Raw genomic sequence first — 21066 nt, forward strand, 5'->3', positions numbered from 1 at the left:
CTGGGCGAGCTGTTCGTCGCCGCGCGTGCGATCGCACGCGAGCAGGGGGTCGCCGAGGACGGTTACCGCGTCGTGGTGAACACCAATGCCGGTGCGGGTCAGACGGTATTTCACATTCACATGCATCTGCTGGGCGGGCGCGGTCTGCGCTGGCCGCCGGGGTGAGCGTACGATGGCAGGATCGCTGAAGGACCGGTTGCGCGAGGATCTGAACGTTGCGCGTCGCGCGCGTGACAAGGCGCGCACGCTCGTGCTCACGACCACGCTGTCGGAGGTGCGCAACCGGGAGATCGAGCTGGGGCGCGACGCGGAGGACGAGGACGTGCAGCAGGTCGTGCAGCGCGCGGTGAAGCGCCGGCGCGAGGCGGCCGAGCAGATGCGCGCGGGCAACCGCGAGGACCTCGCCCTGCGCGAGGACCAGGAGGCCGAGCTGCTCGCGAAGTACCTCCCGGCGCAGCTCTCGGAGGACGAGGTGCGCGAGCTGGTGCGCGCCGCGATCGCCGGCGGAGCGGACAACGTCGGGGCGGTCATGGGGCGAATCATGCCGAGTATCAAGGGTGTATTCGACGGCAGGGAAGCAAACCGGATCGTCAGGGAAGAGCTTGGCTGAGCGGCACCCGGCATCGACTCGCGCGCGTCCTGCCAGGCTGCGCGCAGCGATGCCGCCGCTGTGCACCCGCGCAGTGACACACTGCTCGACTGAAGCGCGCACGCATTGCCCGCCGCCGATCCGCACCAGCATCACCACATGAACGAACACGCACTCTCCGTCCTGCAGCTGCCCGAGACGCTCGGCGTCGTCGCGGGGTATGCGTCCAGTCCGCTGGGCGCGGAAGCAGTGCGTGCGCTCACGCCGTCCGACGCACTCGCCTGGATCGAGCCCGAGCTGCGGCGCGTGCACCAGATGGTGGGGTTCCTGCTGCGTATCGACGACTGGGCGGTGCCCGCACTTCCCGATCTGCGTGTCCCACTGAGGAAGCTCGCAGTCGAGGGCTCCGTCTGGGAGCCGGGCGCGCTCCGGGACGCGGTCGTCCTGCTGCGCAGCTCGCGCGAGACCAGGCGCGTGGTGCTGCAGCACGCGGACCACTTTCCCCTGCTGGCGGAGCTGGCGGGCCCGCTGCTCAGGCGCGAGGACCTCGAGGACGCGATCAGCAGCGCGATCGACGACGGTGGTGCAGTGCGTGACAGTGCGTCGCGCGAGCTGGCGCGGCTCCGTCGCGAGATCCGGGGTGCCCGCTCGCGCATCGTCGAGAAGCTCGAGCAGTACATGCAGTCGCTGCCGGCGCGCTTCCAGGTGACGGACGCGTCGGTGACGATCCGCGATGGCCGCTACGTGGTGCCCGTGCGGCGCGAGGCGCGTGCCGAGGTCGGTGGCCTGGTGCACGACGAGTCGGCAACCGGTGCAACGCTCTTCGTGGAGCCGCCGCTCGCGCTCGAGCTGATGAACCGGCTGCGCGAGCTGGAGATCGCGGAGGCACGCGAGGTCCAGCGCATCCTGCGCGAGCTGACGGACCGCATCCGGCCGCACCGGGCGGAGCTGGTCGCCACCCTCGAGGCGCTCGTCGCACTCGATTCGCTGTTCGCGCGCGCACGCTATGCGCTGAACGTGAACGGTGCGCGACCGACGATGCTGCCCGCGGGCACGGCGGAGTACCAGGTGGTGCGCGGATACCATCCGCTGCTGCGCGCGACCGGCGTCGACGTCGTGCCGTTCGACCTGCGCATGGAGAACGACGAGCGCACGCTCCTCGTGTCCGGCCCGAACACGGGCGGCAAGACCGTGCTGCTCAAGGCGGTGGGCCTGATCTCCGCACTCGCGCAGTGCGGCATCATCCCGCCCGTCGGGGAGGGCACGCGACTGCCGCTCTTCACGGACGTCTTCGCCGACATCGGCGACGAGCAGTCGATCGAGGCGAGCCTGTCCACGTTCTCGGCGCACCTCGTGAACCTGCGCGAGATCCTGGAGAGCGCGACCGCGCAGTCGCTCGTGCTGATCGACGAGATGGGCAGTGGCACCGATCCCGCCGAGGGCGGTGCGCTCGCGCAGGCGATCCTGGTCGAGCTGACACGCCGCCGCACGCTCACGGTCGCAACCACGCACCTCGGGCAGCTCAAGCTGCTCGCGGGCGAGGAGCCGGGCGTGGTGAACGCGTCGCTGCAGTTCGACGCGGCGGAGCTGCGGCCGACGTATCGGCTGCAGAAGGGCGTGCCCGGCCGCAGCTACGGGCTCGCGATCGCGAAGCGGCTCGGCTTTCCGGCGCCGCTGCTCGGGCGCGCCGAGGAGTACCTGCCGAGTGCGGAACGCGACGTCTCCCACCTGCTGCTCGAGCTGGAGGAGAAGGAGCGCGCGCTCGCAGGCTCACTGGCCGAGACGCGTTCGGCGCGTGCGGACGCGATGCACCTGCGCACGCAGCTGGAGCAGCGCGAGTCGGAGCTGAAGCGACGCGAGCAGGACGCGGAGCGGCGCGCCCGGCAGCAGGCGCGGGACCTGCTCCTCAGCGCGCGCGAAGAGGTGGAATCCGCGATCAGCGAGCTGCGCGAGGCGGCCGCGGCCGCGACGTCGCATGCGGAGCTGGAGGAAGCGATCCGCGCGGCGCGCCGCCGGGTCGAGCAGCGGGCGCAGAAGCAGGCGGAGCGGATGCCGGACGAGCCGGCGATGGCGCCGGCGCGCAGGCAGCCGCAGGACCTCGAGGTCGGCTCGCGCGTGCGCATCGCCGCGACCGGGGCGGAGGGCGTGGTGGTCGAGCTGCGCGATGGGCGTGCGGTCGTCGAGGCGGGCGGTGTGCGGCTGCAGGTCGCGACGCGCGGCCTCGAGGTGCTGCGCGCGCAGCACGCGCAGCCGGCGCGGCCGCAGCAGCGCGGCGGCTGGAGTGCGGCGGATGTCGATGCGTCACCCGAAGTCGATCTGCGCGGCATGCGCGCGGACGAGGCGGTCGGTGTGCTCACCCGTGCTCTCGACAACGCGATCCTGGCGGGACTGCCGTCCCTGCGCATCATCCATGGCAAGGGCACCGGCGCGCTGCGCGAGGTCGTGACGGATGTGCTCAAGGGGGAGCGTCGCGTGCGGGCGTTCCGAGCGGGCGGCATGGGCGAGGGTGGTGCGGGCGTGACGGTCGCGGAGCTCGGATGATTCCGGATCACCTCATCGACGAGGTACGCGACCGCGCCGACATCGTCGAGATGATCGGTGAGCTGATTCCGCTCAAGCGCGCGGGCAAGGACTTCCGCGCGCTCTGTCCGTTCCACAACGAGAAGACGCCGTCGTTCTACGTGGTCCCGTCCAAGGGCTTCTACAAGTGCTTCGGCTGCGGCGAGTCGGGCGACGTGTTCAGCTTCCTGATGAAGCAGCAGGGACTGTCGTTCACCGATGCGGTGCGCCAGGTCGCGGAGCGCGTGGGTGTCGAGATTCCGCGCTGGGAGGGACCGCGCCAGGAGGACGAGCCGCACCGCAGGCTGTACGAGGCGATCTCCTTTGCCGCCGACTTCTTCGAGCGCATGCTGCGCGAGCCGGCGGGCGAGCATGCGCTGCGGTACCTGCAGAAGCGCGAGGTCAGCGACGAGGCGATCACCCGCTTCCGCATCGGCTATGCGCCCGATGACTGGCAGGCGCTGCGCACGGCCGCGCACCAGCACGGCATCGAGGACGAGGTTCTGCTGGATGCCGGGCTGATCAAGGAGAGCGAGCGCGGCGGCGAGCCGTACGACCGGTTCCGCAACCGGCTCATGTTCTCCGTCGCGGACGTGGGCGGCCGGGTGATCGCGTTCGGCGGCCGCGTGCTCACCAGCGGCGACCAGCCCAAGTACCTCAACTCGCCCGAGACGCCCATCTTCCACAAGGGCATGCTGCTGTACGGCCTCAACTGGTCGCGCAACGCGATCCGCCGCGAGGGCGCGGCGCTGGTGGTCGAGGGCTACATGGACTACGTGGCGCTGGCCAGTCGCAACGTCGAGCACGTGGTGGCCGGCATGGGCACCGCGATGACACCGGAGCAGGCCAACCTGCTGGCGCGCTACGCGGGCCGCGCGCTGCTGCTCTACGACAGCGACACGGCCGGTGGTCGGGCGACGTTCCGCACCGCGGACGCCCTGCTCAGGGCCGGCGTCCATCCGCTCGTCGTCGCACTGCCGGCGGGCGAAGACCCGGACTCGCTCGTCCGGAAGGGCGGCGCCGCCGCCCTGCGGCCGTACCTGGACGAAGCGGTCGACGTGCTCGAGCGCAAGCTGCAGATGCTCGAGGAGCGCCACTACTTCGACGACATCGACGGCGCCCGCCGCGCGCTGGACCGCCTGCTGCCGACGATCCGTGCGACCGTCGATCCCGCGCTGCGCGACATCTATATCGGCCGCGTCGCGCAGCGGATCGGCGTGACGCGCGAGACGCTCGAGGAGGAGCTGCGTGCAGGGGGTGGCCGGGACGCGCCGGCGGGTGCGCCGGTCGAGCCGCGCAGCCGGGCGCGGCAGCGAGTGGAGCCGGTCGCCGAGGAGCTGCGTCGCCAGGACAGCGACGAGCGCCTCTTCGTGGTTCTGCTGGTCCATGATCCGGAGCGGGTGCCCGCGGCGCGCGAGCTGATCGCTCCGGCGGACCTGCGCGATCCGGTCTACCGAACGATCTACAGCGCCCTGCTGGAGGGGCGTACCGACGGGCTCGAGCCGGCTGCGCTGGAGCGGCTCGCCTCGCTGGAGAAGGACGGCTCGGACATCGTCGATGCGGATCGCAGCTTCGAGGATGCGGTTGCGAGCATCCACCGGCGGGGCTTATTTCTCCAGCTCGATGGCATCAACCTGCGCATGGCGCGAATCACAGAGGCGGACGATGCGGACGTCCTGCTCACGGAGCGGATGCGGCTGCTCGCGCAATTGAGGGCACTGCCGGCCGAGCTGGGGCACAAACGCTCGCCGCGCTACGGCAGGCTGCGCCCGCACGGCCCGGCTGAACCTACCGCACCCGACGTGGAAGATTAATGGGACCAACGCACGAGGCACTGATCGAGCTGCAGCAGATCGACGATGACATTTCGAAAGCGCAGGCACACGCCGGCGGCTTCGAAGAGCGATTCCGCGAGGTTGAAGCGCCGCTGCGGACCCTCGAGAACGAGGTCGAGGCACTGCGCACACGCGTGGGTGACCTGAAGCAGCAGATCCTGAAGCTCGAGACCGGCGCGCAGAACAAGCGGGAGCGCCAGCACGCCTACGAGCAGCACATCGAGCGGACCAAGAGCAGGATGGAGGAGGCCGCGGCCCGCGCCGAGATCGACCTGATCCGCCGCGCCACCGAGGCGGACGTCGCCGAGGCGCGCGACGTGGGCCAGGACCTGACCCGCGCGGAGCTGCGGCTCAGCGAGCTCGAGAAGCAGGTCGAGAAGGTGCGCGAGGAAGTCGCGCCGAAGCGGGATGAGCTGCAGCAGGAATTCGATGCGGCGGAATCGGAGCTCGCGACGCTGCGGGAACGTCGTGCCGGCCACGTCGAGCGAATCGACCGTGCGGCGCTCACACTCTACGAGCGCGTGCGGGGTCGCAAGGCGCGCCGCGCGCTCGCCCCGATGACGCCCGAAGGTGCGTGCGGCAACTGCTTCAACATGCTGCCGCTGCAGGAGCAGACGGAGGTCCGCCGTGAGGACGCGCTGCGGCGCTGTGAGGCCTGCGGCGTGATCCTCTACACGCAGGAGTGAGCGCGATGCACGGGCGGCGCGCACGCGTACGCGCATGCTGACGCCCGCACCGGGGCTGCGCCCCTCTCACGACCTGCCGCACGTCGAAAAGCGCTGGACGCCCCGCGCGGCCGAAGTCGATGCGGCCGCGGTCGCACACCTGCAGCAGGCGCTCCGCCTGCCACTCCCGATGTGCCGGCTCCTGGCCGGTCGCGGCCACACGGACGCCGACGCGGCGAAGCAGTTCCTGCGCCCGCGCCTCGAGCAGCTCCACGACCCGTTCGAGCTCCCTGACATCCGCCCGCTCGTCGATCGGCTGAACGCCGCGATCGAGCGGGGCGAGACGATCCTGGTGCACGGCGATTACGACGTCGACGGGGTCTGTGCGGCGGCGCTGTACACGCGCGTGCTGCGGTCGCTCGGTGCGCGCGTCGTACCGTTCGTGCCGCACCGGCTGGAGGACGGCTACGACTTCGGGCGCGCGGGTGTGCGCGCCGCGGCGGATGCGGGCGCGACGCTCGTGCTGACCGCCGACTGCGGCATCGTCGCACACGAGCCGATCGCGGCGGCACAGTCGCTCGGCATCGATGTCCTCGTCACCGACCATCACACGCCCGGCGCGACGCTGCCGCCGGCCCTGGCAGTCGTGAACCCGTGCCGGGCCGACAGCAGCTACCCGTTCCGGGCGCTGTGCGGGACCGGTGTAGCGTGGAAGGTGCTGCAGGCGCTCCTGCGCTCGCGGGGGCAGGACGCCGAGCCGCTTCGCTGGTACCTCGACCTGGTTGCGCTGGCGACGATCGCTGACCTCGTTCCGCTGCGGGACGAGAATCGCGTGCTCACCCACTACGGGCTGCGACTGCTTCCACAGACGCGCAACACCGGTCTGCGTGCGCTGCTGCGCTCGAGTGGGCTCGACTCCAGGCCGGTTGTCGCGGCCGGGCAGGTCAGCCACGTGCTCGCGCCGCGCATCAATGCGGTCGGTCGCATGGGCGCCGCAGCCCGGGCACTCGAGCTGCTGACCACGGATGACGCCGCCCGGGCCGCGCAGCTCGCGGCGATCTCGGAGTCCGAGAACGACACGCGCCGCGCAACCGATCGCGCGACGCTCGAGCAGGCGCTCGAGCAGCTCGCGGAGAACTTCGATCCGGAGCGCGACTACGCGGTGGTGCTCGCGGCGGAGGGCTGGCATCCCGGCGTCATCGGCATCGTCGCCTCGCGCGTCGTCGAACAGGTGCACCGGCCTGCCGTGCTGATCGCGCTCGATGGCGAGACCGGCCGCGGCAGCGCGCGCTCCATCCCCGGCTTCGATCTGTACGCAGGCATTCACTGCTGCGGCGCGCTGCTCGAGCGCTACGGCGGCCACAGGCAGGCTGCCGGCCTCGAGGTGCGGCGCGAGCAGGTCACGGCGCTGCGCACTGCACTCAACGAGCACGCCCGCAGCGTGCTCCGCCCCGACGACCTCGTGCCCCTGCTGCACTACGACCTCGAGATCACGCTGGACGAGGCGACGCACGAGCTGCACCGGCTGCTGCGGCACGCCGGCCCGCACGGCCTCGGCAACCCGGCACCCGTTTTCGTTGCGCGCGGCGTGGATGCCGGCGCTCGCATGCGCGTCGTCGGTGACGGGCACGTCAAGCTGCGGTTGCGACAGAACGGTGCGACCTTCGATGCGATCGGGTTCCGCCAGGCCGCGCGCGTGCAGCAGCTCGATCTCCGGGCCCCGCTCGACATCGCGTTCCAGCTGCACGAGGACGTCTGGAACGGCAGTGAGCGGCTGCAGCTCCGGCTGCTCGACGTCCGCGCTGCATGAGGATCATCGCGGGCCGCTGGCGCGGGCATCCGCTCACGACGCCGGGCGGCCAGCGCACGCGTCCCACCACCGACCGCGTGCGCGAAGCATGGATGAGCGTGCTGCAGCACGACCTGCCGGGCGCGCGCGTGCTGGACCTGTTTGCCGGCTCGGGCGCGCTCGGCCTCGAGGCGTTGTCGCGCGGAGCCGCGCACGCCACCTTCGTCGAGCGGGCCGCAGCACCGTTGAAGGCACTGGAGGCGAACATCCGGCGCCTGCAGCCGGAGAGCGTGGAAGTCGTGAAGGACGACGCGCTGCGCTACGCGCGCCGGCTCGAGGCGGACGCCTTCGACATCGTCGTCGCGGACCCGCCCTACGACGAGGGGCACGCGACCGCGCTCGTCGAGCTGTTCCTCGAGCGTGGGTTCGCACGCATCCTGGCGGTCGAGCATCGCACGAAGGAGTCGCTCGACCATGTGGCAGGCGCACACACGCGTCGCTACGGCGATACGGCACTCACCTTCGTGATGCGGGAACCATGACCGAACGCAAGCGCGTTGCGATCTACCCGGGCTCCTTCGATCCCGTCACGCGTGGCCACGAGGACATCGTGCGGCGCGCGCTCGCCTTCTGCGACGTGATCATCGTGGCGGTCGCGCACCGCCGCACGCAGCGCAAGGAGGGGCTCTTCACCATCGAGGAGCGGCTCGACCTGCTGCGCGAGGTGTTCAGCGACGAGCCGCGGATCCGCACCACGGAGTTCGAGGGGCTGCTCGTCGACTTCGCCCGCGAGAGCGGCGCCTCGCTGCTGGTCCGCGGGCTGCGCGCGGTCTCCGACTTCGAGTACGAGTTCCAGATGGCGTCCATGAACCGCCACCTCTGGCCCGACATCGAGACCGTGTTCCTGACACCCGACGAGCACTACTCCTACCTGTCCGCTTCGCTCGTACGCGAGATTGCTTCGCTCGGCGGCGACGTCGCCAGCTTCGTCTCGCCAAACGTGCTCACCGCGCTGCATCAGAAGTTCGGCAGGGCATGAACGCATTCGTGGACAGCATCCGGCTGCGTGCGCGCTCCGGCATGCGCCGGATCGTGTTTCCCGAGGGCGACGACGCACGCACGCTGGACGCCGTGGCGCGCCTGGTGCTCGGCGACCTGGTGCGGCCGGTGGTGCTGGGCGAGCCGGAGGCGGTGCGTGACGCGATCGCGTCGCACGGGGCGGACGCCGCCACCGTGGAGGTGATCGATCCCGCGACGGACCCGCGGCGCGATCAGCTTGCCGGCGTGCTGCACGAGCTGCGCGCGCACCGCGGCATGACGCGGGAGGACGCCCTGGAGCGTGTGCGGGATCCGCTCATGTTCGGCGCCCTGCTGGTGCGCGAGCGCCAGGTGCACGGCTCGGTTGCGGGCGCGTCGCGCACCACGGCGGACGTGCTGCGGGCCGCCATCTGGTGCGTGGGCACGGCGCAGGGCATCCGCACGGTCTCGTCCGGGTTCTACATGGTCGTGCCCCCCTTCCGGAACGGAGGGGCGGCCGAGGTGCTCACCTTCACGGATGGCAGCGTGGTGCCCGAGCCGACCAGCGAACAGCTCGCCGACATCGCGGCAGCGGCGGTCGCGGCTCGACGCAGCATCGTCGGAGATGCGCCCCGGGTCGCATTTCTGTCATTTTCGACCAAGGGAAGCGCGGAAAGCGAATCCGTCGACCGGGTTCGTGCCGCCGTCGAGCGGTTCCGCGCATTGCACCCGGACGTGCCGGCGGACGGCGAGCTGCAGGTCGACGCGGCGGTGGTGCCGTCGATCGCCGAGCGCAAGGCGGCCGGGTCGCCGATCCGGGGTGACGCGAACGTGCTCGTGTTCCCGAACCTGGATGCCGGCAACATCGGCTACAAGCTGGTGCAGCGGCTGGCGCACGCCGAGGCGATCGGTCCGATCCTGCAGGGGCTCGCGCGCCCCTGCAACGACCTCTCGCGCGGCGCCAGCGCGGAGGACATTGTTAACGTCGCCTGCATCACGGCGCTGCAGGGCGGTTGAGTGCCGGGCACGCTTCGTGCCCTGTCACGCGACGGCCAGGACATATAATTACGCCCGGGAGGGGGGAGATGAGCTTCGACGTCAGGAAGCAGGGTGATGTGACGGTGATCGACGTGGAGGGACAGCTGATCGTCGGGAACCGCCAGGAGCTGAAGCAGAAGGTGCTCGAAGAGCTGGAAGGTGGTGCCCGCAAGTTCCTGATCGACTTCTCGTCGACCGGCTACATCGACTCGTCCGGTCTGGGCGTGCTCGTCAGCCTGTCGAAGAAGATCCGGGAGCAGGGGGGTGAGCTCCGGCTCGCAAACCTCAACGAGGACCTGCGCACGCTGTTCGAGCTGACCAAGCTCGACACGCTGTTTCACATTGCCAGCTCTCGCGACGAGGCACTCTCCTCCTTCTGAGCCGCCTTTGTTGGAGCGGGTTGTCACCCGCCACTGGCCCACGGTATCATTCCGGCAATGACCGAGGTGATCAATCTTCGGAATGATCTGCGGGCCATCGAGCGCACCGTCGCCTCGCTCGTGGAGCGAGGCCGGGCCGTGGGCTTCGACGACAACCTGCTCCGTCTCAACCTGCGCGTCGGCCTGACCGAAGCACTCGCCAACGCGATGCTGTACGGCAACAACCGCGATCCGCGCAAGCGCGTGCGGGTCGAGGCGCAGATCGAGCCGGATCGCATCATGATCCGCGTTACCGACGAGGGGCGCGGCTTCGATCCCGACCAGGTCGACGATCCCACCACGCCCGCCAACCTGCAGAAGATCGGCGGCCGCGGGATCTTCCTCATCCGCAAACTGATGGATCGGGTGGAGTTCAACGACCGGGGCAACTCCATCCTGATGATCCTGGATTCCCGTTCCAGTGGCGTGCGAGAGCGCGCCAGCGGCATGTGATCTCGAGTGCACTGACCGAAACGTACCCGATCCCGAAGCCGGTCGAGGACGCCCTCGCCGCGCTCAAGGACGAGCGTGTGCGCTGCTGGGCCGTGCGCGGCGAGGAGCGCGTGCGACTCTTCCCCGCGGAAGACGAGCCGTGGGGCGCGGATGTATGCCACGTCGTGGAGCTGGGCGACGGCGCGCGCTACGAGCTGGAGGCGGAGCGCGACGGCCCCGCGATCGAGCTGCTCGTGAGCACGCTGCGCATGAGCCTGACGTATGAGCGGGAAGCGCAGTCCGCCGCCCGGGAGCTGACGGAGCGCTACGAGGAGATCAACCTCCTCTACTCGATCAGCGAGATCCTCGCGTCCGTGCTGTCCCTGCCGGAAGCGGCGACGCAGATCCTCGAGGAGGTCATGGACGTGCTCGCCGCGCGACGCGCGTCGCTGTGGGTCTACGACGACGAGGACCAGCGCTTGCACCTGGCGGCGAGCGTCGGCGAGGACGGGATGACGGGACCGATCGCGGTGGACGACGCGGAGTCCGCCACGGCCAAGGTGTTCCGTGAGCGCCAGGCACTGAACCTGGAGCGGGGCGCGGTCGCGGCGGGCGTGCCGCGGCTGGAGCCGAGGCCGCAGGGCAGGGAAGCGTTCCTGTCCGTGCCGATCAACTACACTCCGCCACATGGCCGCGCACGAACGGTCGGCGTGATCACGCTGGTCGGCCGCCGCTCGAACCTGCGCTTTACCGCTGGCGACGCGCGCCTGCTTTCGGCGATCGCGAGCCAGATCGGTGCAGCGCTGGAAACGCAGCGGCTCGTGCGCGAAAGCCTGCGCCAGGAGCGTACGCTGCGGGAGCTCGAGCTCGCGCACGACCTGCAGCTCAAGCTGCTGCCCGATCCGAGTACGCTCGAGGGACGTCACGACCTGGATGCGCGCTGCGTCCCGGCGGAAACCGTCGGCGGCGATTTCTACCAGATCTTCCAGCTGCCGAACAACCGCCTGGGCCTCATGATCGGCGACGTATCGAGTCACGGCTTCTCGGCGGCGCTGATCATGGCGCTGACGATGAGCGCCGTCGGCATCTACGCACAGGAATCGGGACCACCCGCGGACGTGCTGCGCCGCGTACACCGCGCGCTGGAAAAGGAGCTCGAGACGACGGAGATGTACCTGTCGCTGTTCTACGGCGTCATCGAGCCCGACAACCAGCGGATCGTCTACGCCAACGCCGGTCACCCGCACGCCTACATCATTCATCGGGACGGCATGCGCACGCGGCTGGGCGCGACGGATCCGCCGCTCGGCATCGTGCCGCTCGACCGGTACGGCGAGGCGAGTGCGGAGTGGAAGCCGTCGCAGGACCTGCTCTGCCTCTTCACGGACGGCCTTTCGGACGCGTTCGTCGGTGGCGAGGAGGCACTGATGGACGAGATCGTGAGCATGCGCGACCGGCCGCTGCGGGCGATCATCGACCGCATCTTCCGCGCGACCGCAAAGCGGCTCACCGGCATCCCCTCCGATGACCGCACGGCGCTGTTCGTGCGCCGCTGAGCGGTAGTGGTCCGCGCCAGGAAATCGCTCGGCCAGAACTTCCTCGTCGACAGGAATTACCAGCAGCGCATCGTCGCGGCGCTCGAGGCCGGGCCGGAGGATACGGTGCTCGAGATCGGCCCCGGCACCGGTGCCCTTACCGACCACCTTGCGGGCGCGGTGCGGCGGCTCGTCGCGGTCGAGAAGGACGACGCGCTGGCCGCCGCGCTCGAGCAGCGCTTCGCGGGACGTGCGGACGTCGAGATCGTGAATGGCGACGCACTCGCCGTGGATCTCGTGGCACTGCTCGGCTCACCCGGGGATGCGCGCATCATCGGCAACATCCCCTACAACATCACGAGCCCGCTGATCTTCCGGATGCTGGAGCGCGAGCATCGCCCGCGTCGCCTGGTGTTCATGGTGCAGAAGGAGGTCGCCGATCGCATCGTCTCGCCCCCCGGCGACCGGCAGTACGGTGCGCTCTCGGTGGGCGTGCGGACGGTGGCGCAGGTGGAGCGGCTGTTCGTGGTGCCGCGCGGCGCGTTCCGGCCCGTACCGAACGTCGACTCCGCCGTGCTGCGCATCGATCCGTTCCGACCGTCGCCACTCACGGCGGCAGATGAGCGCGACGTCCGCACCCTCGCGCGCGTCGCGTTCGGCTGGCGACGCAAGCAGCTCCAGCGCATCCTGCGCGACGCGCCGGAGTACGGGCTCGACGCAGACGCCGTGGCGGCACTGCTGGCACCCTTCGAGATCTCACCCGCGGCACGGCCGGAAACGCTCGCGCCCGAAGACTTCGTCGCACTCGCTCGCGCGTTGCGCGCACGCGGACTGCCGGGTGATACTTCGGTCGGCATGGATGCACGACAGGAGTCGGTGTGACGGACAGGGGCAGCAACACAGGCGGCGGTCGGAGTCCCGAGGCGGGGCACCAGCAGGACGCTGCGTCGGCTGCGGCGCCGACCGGGCGCGGGCGCGATTCCGACACCACGCTGTTCGGCATCGTCGCGCACGAGCTGCGGTCCCCCATCGCCGCTATCCTCGGGTACGAGGAGCTGCTCGCCGAAGGGTTGCTCGGCACCATCGACGATCGCGCCCGCGAAGCACTCGCACGCATCCGCAGCTCCGCCCGCCAGCTGCTCACCCTCACCGAGGGCATGCAGGAGCTGTCCGGAAGGGAAAGCGCTGCGCCGCATCCCGAGGACGTGGATCATGCAGAGTTGCTGCGCGCCTCACTGGGACGGGCGGCCTCCGAGGCACAGGCGCGACGCGTCACGCTGGACCTCTCGCGCGTGCAGGGCGTGGCAGTCCCCGGTCGCACGGATCCGCAGGCGCTCGAGCACGTGCTCGATGCTGCACTCGGTGCAGCCCTGAAAACCTCCACCGGACGCAACCTCACACCGGCGCTGGAAGGGGACGAAACCGCAGTGACCTACTGGATCCGCAACACCGGCATGGATGCAACAACGCTGGAGCGGATCGATTCCGGAGCTGCCCTGCGCATGCGCATTGCCAGCGGCATGGCGCGTCGCCTCGGCGGCGACATCCGGTTGATCGAGGAGGAGGACGGCACCACCGTCGCGATCACGATTCCGGCGGTGCCGTAGTCGGTCAGGCGTCGCGCACCAGGGGACGGGTCACCTCGTCGAAGACGCCGCCGGCCGGAATCGCCACGCAGTTCCACGCGTTTGCATAGTCGCGATCCAGCGTGCCGTCGATCCGCAGCCGCCAGATCCGGTAGTCGGACCCGAGCAGCTCCCGCACCGCATCCAGCCCGTACGTGCGCTGCCCCAGCTCGTTGAACTCGAAGATGATCAGCGGTCGACGCGCAGCGAGGATCGAGCGCATGCCCGTCAGCACCAGCAGCTCTGCTCCCTCCGCATCGATCAGCACGATCAGCTCGGCATCACCGGGCGCGAGCTCGTCGTCCAGGCGCGCCGTCGGTGCGGCGTCCCCGTCGCCGGGAGCGCCTGACAGGTCCAGGCGGGACAGCACGGGAAAGTCGCGGTTCACCGAGAAGGCCGCGGCACGACCGTCTGCCACGGCACGTTCGCGAACCTCCACGTTGCCGGCGCCGCTCAGCCTGACGCTCTCGCGCAGGTTCGCGGCCGTGCGCGGGTCCGGCTCGTAGCCGATGGCCTGAACGACCCGCTCGTGCCGCGCCACGTCCAGCAGCACCTCACCCACGTTGGCCCCGACGTCGACGAACTGCACCGGGGCGCCCACACTGTCGAGCACCCGGCCCAGGAACGTGTGCGTCTCCGGCTCGTTCCAGTCCCCGGCAACCAGCCGTCCGTAGGCCGTCGCGAGCTGCGGATCGAACGCAAAGGTGAGCCCCCGTGACTCGAATGCCCGTCCGTCCCGGACCAGACGCAGCATCCGCCCCAGGCCGGGCAGGTTGCGACCCGTCCGGTCCTTGATCATCCCGTACAGCCGCGCGTACTGCCGCGCCAGCGCCCAGCGCGCCTGGTGCATTGCTCTCCGTGGTCGGGGCCGTGCGAACTTCGCTGCAGAAGCGCGGGTACGGTATTCCGGAGCCGGTCCTTCGGCAATGCGAATTGACGGCATTTCTTCGGTTCCATACCTTCCTTGTGAACGGATTCACATGCGCCCGGACCATGCGGGCGCGCCTGCCCGGATCAACCATGCGTAAGGTCTCGCCGTCGACGGTCGGCCGTCTGTCGATCTATCTGCGTGTCCTGAGCGAGCTGGAGGGACTGGGCGCGGAGACGGTCTCCAGCGAGGAGCTGGCTTCGCGCTGCGGCACGACGGCGGCCCAGGTGCGCAAGGACCTCTCGTTCTTCGGCACGTTCGGCAAGCGGGGGCGTGGCTACAGCGTGGAGGAGCTGATGTCGGCCCTGCGCTCGATCCTGGGGCTGGAGCGCCGCTACCGGGTCGCGCTGGTCGGTGCCGGCCGGATCGGCGTTGCGCTGCTCGGCTACCGCGATTTCCAGCAGCAGGGCTTCCACATCGAGGCCGTGTTCGACGCGGACCCGAAGAAGGTGGGCCAGCGCTGGGGTGGTACGACGGTGCGTCCGGACTCGGAGCTGGAGGACGCGCTCGCGGCGGAGTCGATCGACATCGTGATTGTTGCGGTGCCGGCGGAGGTCGCGCAGGCGGTGGTCGATCGCGTGGTGGCCGCGGGTGTGCGTGCGATCCTGAACTTCGCGCCGACCAAGTTGCAGGTACCGACAGGCGTGGCGCTCAAGAACGTGAACATGGCGCTGGAGCTGGAGGGACTCAGCTTCGCGCTGGCCCGGGAGTCGCGGCCGCGAACGCGGCGCTCCGCGTGAGCCCGGAGGCGGGAGGCAGCATGGGTGGGGAGCAGCGCGTACGAGTGACCTCGGAGATCGGTCCGCTCCGGTCGGTGATCTGTCACACGCCGGGTCCGGAGCTGCTCGCGGTGACACCGGCCACGCGCGAGGATTTCCTTTACGACGACATCATCGACCTGGAGCAGGCGCGGCGTGAGCATCACCGCTTCACGGCGCTGCTGTCGCGCTTTGCCGAGGTGCACGAGGTCAGCGAGCTGCTCGAGGAGGTGATGGACATCCCCGAGTGCCGTCGCTTCCTGATCGAGCGGGTGATGGACGTCGCACAGTCGGAGCCGCTGGCGCGCCAGCTGGAGCCCATGCCGGCGGCCGAGCTGGTCAGCCTGTTCATCGAGGGACGCGAGGTCCAGTCGGCGGGCCCGCTGCAGGAATTGCTCGGCCGTGCGGCGCACGACCTGCCGCCGCTGCCCAACCTGTTCTTCACGCGCGACGCGGCGATGTCGATCAACGACGGCGTGATCGTCGGTTCGATGCGTCACACCGTGCGCTGGTCGGAGGAGATCCTGATGAAGGCGCTCTTCCAGTACCATCCGCGCCTCCGCAACAGCGGCCTGATCTACGACGGCAGCGAGGAGCGGCGCGCGGGCTACACGATCGAGGGCGGCGACGTGCACATCATCCGCCCCGACCTCGTCGTCATGGGGCTGTCGGAACGAAGCAGCCCCGGCGCGTTCGACACGATCGCGGAGCGGCTCGCCAGGCAGGGCGTGACCGACGTACTGGTCGTGGTGCTGCCGATCGACCGCGCGATGATCCACCTCGACATGATCTTCACGATGATCGACCGGGAGCATTGCGTCGTGTTCCCGCCGAGCTTCATCGGGCCGACGCGCTCGCCCGTGCTGCACTACCGCGCGGGCATGCAGGGCATGCGCGAGATGCCCAACCTGTTCACCGCGCTGCGCCAGCTCGACCTGCCGCTCGAGCCGATCATGTGTGGCGGCGAGCGCAGGACGTTCCAGGAGCGCGAGCAGTGGTCCAGCGGCTGCAACTTCGTTGCAGTGCGACCCGGCGTGATCCTCGGCTACTCGCGCAACGAGAACACGTACCGCGAGCTGGAGCGCGAGGCCGGCTACCGCATTGTCGATGCGATCGAGTTCCTGACGGGCGAGACGGACATCGAGGAGGACGAGAAGGCGGCGATCGTCTTCGAGGGCTCCGAGCTGGTGCGCGGCGGCGGCGGCGGCCGCTGCATGACCATGCCCGTCGTGCGCGACGACATCTGGTAACGATGCAGCTCCCGCTGCTCCCGCCCGAACTGCTGGTCGACACGTCGCAGCGCGCGACGTCCGGCATCCGCATCGGCCTGCCCAGAGTCGCCGAGCCGCCGCGTCCGACCTACGGCATCCGCAAGCCGCCGAAGCACGCGCCGAACGGCGTGCCGGATCCGCTGCGCGCGCTCGAGTACGTCGTCGTCGACGTCGAGACGACCGGCTCCGGCTACATGCACGGCCATCGCATCACCGAGATCGCCGCGATCCGCGTGAACGGCAGGGGCGAGGTGATGGGCGAGTTCGAGTCGCTGGTGAACCCCGACCGGCCGATCCCCGCGATCGTCTCCGCGCTGACCAACATCACGTACGACATGGTGAAGGAGGCGCCGCGCTTCTGGGAGATCGCGCCGCGCGTCTACGACCTGCTCGACGGCGCCGTGTTCGTCGCGCACAACGTGCAGTTCGACTGGGCGTTCGTGACGGAGGAGATGCGACGCGCGTCCGCGCCCGTGCTCGACAGCCGCACGCTCTGCACGGTGCGCCTGGCTCGCAAGGTCGTGCCGGAAGTGACGAGTCGCTCGCTGGACGCGCTGCAGTACTTCTTCAACGTCGACAACCAGGCGCGTCACCGCGCGTATGGCGACGCGCTCGCGACGACGACCATCTTCCGCCGGTTGCTCGACCGCCTCGAGGAGCGCGAGGTGAGCGACTGGGACGCGCTGCAGAAGTTCCTGAAGAAGCGCGCGAAGCGGAAGAAGCGGCGCGCGAACCCGCAGCCGATGGACGAGACGTGAGCGTCGTCCTGCGTTCGAACCGAATTCGCATACAGGGCCCGCAGCCGGAGGCATCGTGATCGTCGACCGTCCGCTCGTCCAGACCCGCACCATCGGTGACCTGCGCATCCACGCGATCGAGGGCGGCGGCCAGAAACTGGACGGCGGCGCAATGTTCGGCGTCGTGCCCAAGCCCCTCTGGGAAAAGCGCATCCCCGCCGACGACCGCAACCGCATCCCGCTCGCGATGCGCTGCCTGCTCGTCGAGACACCGGATGCGCTCGTGCTGATCGACAACGGCGCCGGCAACAAGGAAAACGAGAAGTTCGTCGGCATCTACGGCCTCGAGAACCGCTCGTCCGATGCGACGCTGTACCCGACCATCCTCGAGGAGGCGATCGCCGCGGCCGGGTTCAAGCCCGACGACATCGACATCATGCTCGACACGCACCTGCACTTCGATCATGCAGGCGGCAACACGTTCGTCGATCCCGACGGACAGGTGCAGCTCTCCTTCCCGCAGGCGCGCTACGTCGTGCAGAAAGGCGAGTGGGAGTACGCGCACTGGAAGAACGAACGCATCCAGGCGAGCTACCTGAAGCACAACTTCGAGCCGGTCATGGAAGCAGGGAAGCTGGAGCTGGTCGAAGGCGACGTCGAGATCGTGCCCGGTATCTCCGTGCTGCGCACCCCGGGTCACACGCCGCACCACCAGTCCGTGCTCATCCAGTCCGCCGGCGAGACCGCCATCTTCCTCGCCGACGTGATGCCCACCAGTGCGCACCTGCCGCTCCCCTGGATCATGGGTTACGACGTCGAGCCGCTGGTCACGCTGGAATCGAAGCGCTCGCTGGTGAAGCGCGCCCAGGAGGAGGACTGGCTCCTGATCTTCGAGCACGACCCGACGGTGGCGTGGGGCAGGATCGGCGAGAAGGACGGGAAGATGGCGCTGGTGGAGGGGTAGGCGGCGCGCGTTTCCTCGGCGCGTCCGCAGGAGCCCCGTTCGCCCGGTGCGATCGAGAGGCCCCGTTCGCCCGACGCGCTTTGCACCAGACCTGTTCGCCTGACAAGACCGGAGAAACGCCCCGTTCCCCCGCCAAGCATGACAGGCGCCCGGCCCGGGTGGCGCCGGAACGGTCCCTGCGCCCATTGAGCCGCCAATCGTCCTGGCGTCGCGCGGATGCCTGGCGCCGCAACGGTCATCACGACCGTTCAGTCGACAATGTTCGGGTAGGCACGTCATGCGTGGCGTGCTGGCGGGCACCAGCACGGGAGGTGTTGCCGCCCCGCCCGTCCGCCAGCTGGCGGCGCCATCACGCACGTCAGGGCTTGGCCTCCCTCAACTGGGAAGGACAACCGATGAGAAGGGATGAGGCATGGAGCATTGCAGTCGCGCTGGCACTGTCCGCCTGCGACGGCGGCGCCGTCCCACCCGGACCGGCCTCGGGGGTGGGCCTGGCGCAGATCTTCGAGTCAGTCGACACGGTGACGCTGTCTGACACGTCAGCGACGGATCCGGTCGGCGGTATCGGCGCATTTCACGAGCTTCCGGACGGTAGCTTCCTCATCGGCGATCACCTCCTCCCCCGGGTTCGCCACTATGCCGCCGATGGAACCCTCCTGGCTGCGGCCGGTCGGTACGGCAGCGGACCGACTGAGCTCCGCTCCGTTGGCGGCATCTCGTCCAGTGGTGGTCTCATCTTCGTGACCGATCCGCAGAACGGCCGCATCCAGATCTACGGGCCTGACCTGGCACATCGCATGACGCTTCGGTCGGATCTGCCGGTCCGTCGCTCGATCATTTCGATTCCCGGAGGGTTCCTCGTCTCCATTCATGTCGGGCGTGAGGGCGACAACTTCGCCGCGATCGACATGGACGGCACGGTCCGCTGGACAGGCCTTCCGCCACACCCGCGGATCCGGCAGGAGGCCTACTGGGGAAGCGTCGCGCGGCCGGGAGTGACACGCGTCACGGATCGGCTGGTCGTTACCGACGGTCTCCTCTACCCATTGAAGGTATTGGATCTGAACGGTGCTGTCGTCGATTCCATCGATTCGCCGCCGCCGTCGCATACCGAGATACCGTCGGTGGGGCGAGGCGCATTCGTCGGTCGTCAGATCGCATCCACGATACAGGCCTGGTTCGATCAGTTCACTGCGATCGGTGGCGTGTTCACGCTCGCCGACAGCATGCTCGTCGTCGCGTCGACGGCGCTGACGTCGTCTCCCACCGAGATCACCGGCAGGGCTGATTATGCGATTGACGTTTACGAGGCCGCGCGTTTCGTGAAGTATTACGAAGATGTGCCACTACCCTCCGGGGCACGTGTGATCGGAGGCGGTGAGAGTGTTTACGTTCTCCTGTCGGAGCCTCCGGAGCCATGGCGAATTCTGCGTCTGACCGGACTGCGCGCGATCATAGACACATGACCGGCCCGCAAGACAGGCAGGCCACCCTCACGGAGGAGTGCCGCTCCCACACGAGGCTTGTGCTGCATCTTGCCAAGAAGGAATCATGTGTGTGGCCGCAAACACTCACAGGGTCAGACGCCGGGGATCATCGATGCCAGGAACACACCACGCACGACTGATCCCCACGGGGGTTCTCCTGGTGCTGATCATTGCGGCACCCCACCCGGTCCTTGCGCAGGCGATCAATGTCGGCGTCACGCTCCGCGACGCATCGACCCTCGCGCCCGTTCGTGACGCTGCTGTCCGCTTCGACCCGGCCGGAAACACGGCAGTCAGCGACAGCACCGGGAGATTCACGATCCAGCTGCGGCCCGAAACCTACGAGATCACGGTCGAGCACGTCGCGTACGGGTCGCATACTACCGTATGGACACTGCCCGCCGACTCGGCCGCGCTAACCATCGAGATACGTCTCGATCAGCAGGCGATCACACTCGCTGAAGTTCGCGCCGACGCCCGGCTCTCGCGTGAAGAGTGGGAGCGCCGCGCCGAGGGGGCGGTCGTACGGCGCATCTCGCGCGAACAGCTGGATGAGGAATCACAGCGCGGCCGCAAACTCGCGGACGTATTGCGGAATCGTATCATCGGGCTGCGCATCAAGGAGGGTGTCTTCTTCACGAGCGACAACACCGTCCCCACGCGCATTCTCTGCATCGAATCCGGCAGCCGTGGTCGTGCGAGCCTGTATACGGCCCCGTCGGGAGGAGGAGGCAGCCGGCCGGTTCCGGGACGCACGCGGGCCCGCGGTTGCAACATGGTCCCGGTTTTTCGTGACGGGATCCGTCTCTTCGATCCGGGCTCCATGCTGATCGACTACAGCCTCGAAGACCTGGACCGCGTGGAATGGTTGTCCGTCGCTGCCGCCGCCGCCCGGTTCGGCCTGCAGGCCGAGAACAAGGGGGTGCTGCTGCTGTACACGCGAACGGGCGCGCGCTGAGGCGGCGAGGGGCACCGGACGAGGGCCAGCGTGCCGCTGGAGGTTGCGGTAGTACCTCGCTATCGCGCGCACCGCTTCCGTCCACCACGGACCGCGCACTCCGACGGCGCCCCCACGACGGCCGTCTCGCGCCAGTACGTTCGACCGTCTGCCCGCAACGGCACCTGAGCTCCGTTCCCCCGCCAAGCATAACAGGCGCCCGCCACGAATGGCGCTGTAGCGGTCTCTGCGACCGTTGCGCCGCCAACCGTACCGGCGCTGCGCGGACGTTTGTCGCCGCAGCGGTCATTATGACCATTCGGCCGACAACCGCGGAGCAAGCCTGCCATGCGTGGCGGCTGGCAGTGCGCCGGCGGGCACGCTGGTCGTACTGCTGCTGCATAACCGACCGGCCGGCGCTGACCCACCGACGATTCGACCCACCAACGGCCCCCCACCGCGCAGGCCGATCCAGGCGTCC

21 protein-coding genes are annotated in these 21066 nt (G+C 69.3%); 20 read left to right on the plus strand and 1 reads right to left on the minus strand.

Annotated elements, in window-relative coordinates:
• The first annotated feature begins 9 nt into the window (after nt 1-9).
• The 14 genes from VFU06_11430 to VFU06_11495 all read left to right on the plus strand — a co-directional run bounded on the left by VFU06_11430 (nt 10) and on the right by VFU06_11495 (nt 13485).
• Nucleotides 10-165 (plus strand): HIT domain-containing protein, encoded by a 156-nt coding sequence (locus tag VFU06_11430; protein ID HEU5209992.1) that lies wholly within the window; start codon nt 10-12, stop codon nt 163-165.
• Between the two features lie 7 nt (nt 166-172).
• Nucleotides 173-610 carry a GatB/YqeY domain-containing protein gene (locus VFU06_11435; GenBank protein ID HEU5209993.1) on the plus strand — a complete coding sequence of 146 codons (438 nt, stop codon included), beginning with the start codon at nt 173-175 and terminating at the stop codon, nt 608-610.
• A 138-nt stretch (nt 611-748) separates the two neighbouring features.
• On the plus strand, nt 749-3130 hold the full coding sequence (locus tag VFU06_11440) for an endonuclease MutS2 (protein ID HEU5209994.1): 2382 nt from the start codon (nt 749-751) through the stop codon (nt 3128-3130).
• Complete coding sequence (gene dnaG / locus VFU06_11445; protein ID HEU5209995.1) at nt 3127-4962, plus strand: DNA primase; 1836 nt, start codon at nt 3127-3129, stop codon at nt 4960-4962. The genes VFU06_11440 and dnaG overlap by 4 nt, the downstream gene beginning before the upstream one ends.
• Complete coding sequence (locus tag VFU06_11450) at nt 4962-5669, plus strand: hypothetical protein (GenBank protein HEU5209996.1); 708 nt, start codon at nt 4962-4964, stop codon at nt 5667-5669. Before dnaG ends, VFU06_11450 begins: the two co-directional genes overlap by 1 nt.
• 34 nt (nt 5670-5703) lie before the next feature.
• Nucleotides 5704-7458, plus strand: a complete 1755-nt coding sequence (gene recJ / locus VFU06_11455) for a single-stranded-DNA-specific exonuclease RecJ (protein HEU5209997.1) — start codon at nt 5704-5706, stop codon at nt 7456-7458.
• Entirely contained in the window at nt 7455-7979 is a 525-nt protein-coding gene (gene rsmD / locus VFU06_11460) for a 16S rRNA (guanine(966)-N(2))-methyltransferase RsmD (GenBank protein ID HEU5209998.1), read from the plus strand. The genes recJ and rsmD overlap by 4 nt, the downstream gene beginning before the upstream one ends.
• Complete coding sequence (coaD, locus tag VFU06_11465) at nt 7976-8476, plus strand: pantetheine-phosphate adenylyltransferase (protein ID HEU5209999.1); 501 nt, start codon at nt 7976-7978, stop codon at nt 8474-8476. Before rsmD ends, coaD begins: the two co-directional genes overlap by 4 nt.
• A complete protein-coding gene (gene pta, locus VFU06_11470) occupies nt 8473-9471 on the plus strand; it encodes a phosphate acetyltransferase (GenBank protein HEU5210000.1) in 999 nt (332 codons plus the stop codon). Before coaD ends, pta begins: the two co-directional genes overlap by 4 nt.
• Before the next feature lie 68 nt (nt 9472-9539).
• On the plus strand, nt 9540-9872 hold the full coding sequence (locus VFU06_11475) for an STAS domain-containing protein (GenBank protein ID HEU5210001.1): 333 nt from the start codon (nt 9540-9542) through the stop codon (nt 9870-9872).
• Nucleotides 9873-9929: 57 nt separating this feature from the next.
• Nucleotides 9930-10364 carry an ATP-binding protein gene (locus tag VFU06_11480; protein ID HEU5210002.1) on the plus strand — a complete coding sequence of 145 codons (435 nt, stop codon included), beginning with the start codon at nt 9930-9932 and terminating at the stop codon, nt 10362-10364.
• Complete coding sequence (locus VFU06_11485; GenBank protein ID HEU5210003.1) at nt 10361-11899, plus strand: GAF domain-containing SpoIIE family protein phosphatase; 1539 nt, start codon at nt 10361-10363, stop codon at nt 11897-11899. The genes VFU06_11480 and VFU06_11485 overlap by 4 nt, the downstream gene beginning before the upstream one ends.
• Before the next feature lie 6 nt (nt 11900-11905).
• Nucleotides 11906-12760, plus strand: a complete 855-nt coding sequence (gene rsmA, locus VFU06_11490) for a 16S rRNA (adenine(1518)-N(6)/adenine(1519)-N(6))-dimethyltransferase RsmA (GenBank protein HEU5210004.1) — start codon at nt 11906-11908, stop codon at nt 12758-12760.
• Complete coding sequence (locus VFU06_11495) at nt 12757-13485, plus strand: HAMP domain-containing sensor histidine kinase (protein HEU5210005.1); 729 nt, start codon at nt 12757-12759, stop codon at nt 13483-13485. The genes rsmA and VFU06_11495 overlap by 4 nt, the downstream gene beginning before the upstream one ends.
• 4 nt (nt 13486-13489) lie before the next feature.
• Here the strand turns inward: VFU06_11495 and VFU06_11500 are convergent, their stop codons facing one another.
• Nucleotides 13490-14353, minus strand: coding sequence for an FkbM family methyltransferase (locus VFU06_11500; GenBank protein HEU5210006.1), 864 nt, complete (start codon nt 14351-14353; stop codon nt 13490-13492).
• Between the two features lie 170 nt (nt 14354-14523).
• On the opposite strand from VFU06_11500, the gene VFU06_11505 reads away from it, so the two are divergent.
• From VFU06_11505 to VFU06_11530, 6 genes are all read left to right on the plus strand, one after another.
• Nucleotides 14524-15171, plus strand: coding sequence for a redox-sensing transcriptional repressor Rex (locus VFU06_11505; protein ID HEU5210007.1), 648 nt, complete (start codon nt 14524-14526; stop codon nt 15169-15171).
• 20 nt (nt 15172-15191) lie between these two features.
• The gene (locus tag VFU06_11510; protein ID HEU5210008.1) at nt 15192-16439 is read left to right on the plus strand and encodes an arginine deiminase family protein; all 1248 of its coding nucleotides are present in this window, start codon (nt 15192-15194) and stop codon (nt 16437-16439) included.
• 2 nt (nt 16440-16441) lie between these two features.
• Nucleotides 16442-17218 (plus strand): 3'-5' exonuclease, encoded by a 777-nt coding sequence (locus tag VFU06_11515; protein HEU5210009.1) that lies wholly within the window; start codon nt 16442-16444, stop codon nt 17216-17218.
• A 55-nt stretch (nt 17219-17273) separates the two neighbouring features.
• The gene (locus VFU06_11520; protein ID HEU5210010.1) at nt 17274-18161 is read left to right on the plus strand and encodes an MBL fold metallo-hydrolase; all 888 of its coding nucleotides are present in this window, start codon (nt 17274-17276) and stop codon (nt 18159-18161) included.
• Between the two features lie 395 nt (nt 18162-18556).
• On the plus strand, nt 18557-19627 hold the full coding sequence (locus tag VFU06_11525; GenBank protein HEU5210011.1) for a hypothetical protein: 1071 nt from the start codon (nt 18557-18559) through the stop codon (nt 19625-19627).
• 133 nt (nt 19628-19760) lie between these two features.
• Nucleotides 19761-20606: a carboxypeptidase regulatory-like domain-containing protein gene (locus VFU06_11530; protein ID HEU5210012.1), complete on the plus strand. Its 846-nt coding sequence runs from the start codon at nt 19761-19763 to the stop codon at nt 20604-20606.
• Nucleotides 20607-21066: the final 460 nt, after the last annotated feature.

It is taken from the genome of Longimicrobiales bacterium, from assembly GCA_035764935.1.
Taxonomy (GTDB): Bacteria; Gemmatimonadota; Gemmatimonadetes; order Longimicrobiales; family RSA9; genus DASTYK01.

Bases quoted from the DNA above. Each gene is read 5' to 3' on its own strand.
- VFU06_11475 (HEU5210001.1), top strand. From the start codon at position 9,540: ATGAGCTTCGACGTCAGGAAGCAGGGTGATGTGACGGTGATCGACGTG.
- VFU06_11515 (HEU5210009.1), top strand. From the start codon at position 16,442: ATGCAGCTCCCGCTGCTCCCGCCCGAACTGCTGGTCGACACGTCGCAG.
- rsmD (HEU5209998.1), top strand. From the start codon at position 7,455: ATGAGGATCATCGCGGGCCGCTGGCGCGGGCATCCGCTCACGACGCCG.
- VFU06_11525 (HEU5210011.1), top strand. From the start codon at position 18,557: ATGAGAAGGGATGAGGCATGGAGCATTGCAGTCGCGCTGGCACTGTCC.
- coaD (HEU5209999.1), top strand. From the start codon at position 7,976: ATGACCGAACGCAAGCGCGTTGCGATCTACCCGGGCTCCTTCGATCCC.
- dnaG (HEU5209995.1), top strand. From the start codon at position 3,127: ATGATTCCGGATCACCTCATCGACGAGGTACGCGACCGCGCCGACATC.
- VFU06_11435 (HEU5209993.1), top strand. From the start codon at position 173: ATGGCAGGATCGCTGAAGGACCGGTTGCGCGAGGATCTGAACGTTGCG.
- VFU06_11530 (HEU5210012.1), top strand. From the start codon at position 19,761: ATGCCAGGAACACACCACGCACGACTGATCCCCACGGGGGTTCTCCTG.
- VFU06_11500 (HEU5210006.1), bottom strand. From the start codon at position 14,353: ATGCACCAGGCGCGCTGGGCGCTGGCGCGGCAGTACGCGCGGCTGTAC.
- VFU06_11450 (HEU5209996.1), top strand. From the start codon at position 4,962: ATGGGACCAACGCACGAGGCACTGATCGAGCTGCAGCAGATCGACGAT.
- VFU06_11505 (HEU5210007.1), top strand. From the start codon at position 14,524: ATGCGTAAGGTCTCGCCGTCGACGGTCGGCCGTCTGTCGATCTATCTG.
- recJ (HEU5209997.1), top strand. From the start codon at position 5,704: ATGCTGACGCCCGCACCGGGGCTGCGCCCCTCTCACGACCTGCCGCAC.
- VFU06_11440 (HEU5209994.1), top strand. From the start codon at position 749: ATGAACGAACACGCACTCTCCGTCCTGCAGCTGCCCGAGACGCTCGGC.
- VFU06_11480 (HEU5210002.1), top strand. From the start codon at position 9,930: ATGACCGAGGTGATCAATCTTCGGAATGATCTGCGGGCCATCGAGCGC.
- VFU06_11510 (HEU5210008.1), top strand. From the start codon at position 15,192: ATGGGTGGGGAGCAGCGCGTACGAGTGACCTCGGAGATCGGTCCGCTC.
- pta (HEU5210000.1), top strand. From the start codon at position 8,473: ATGAACGCATTCGTGGACAGCATCCGGCTGCGTGCGCGCTCCGGCATG.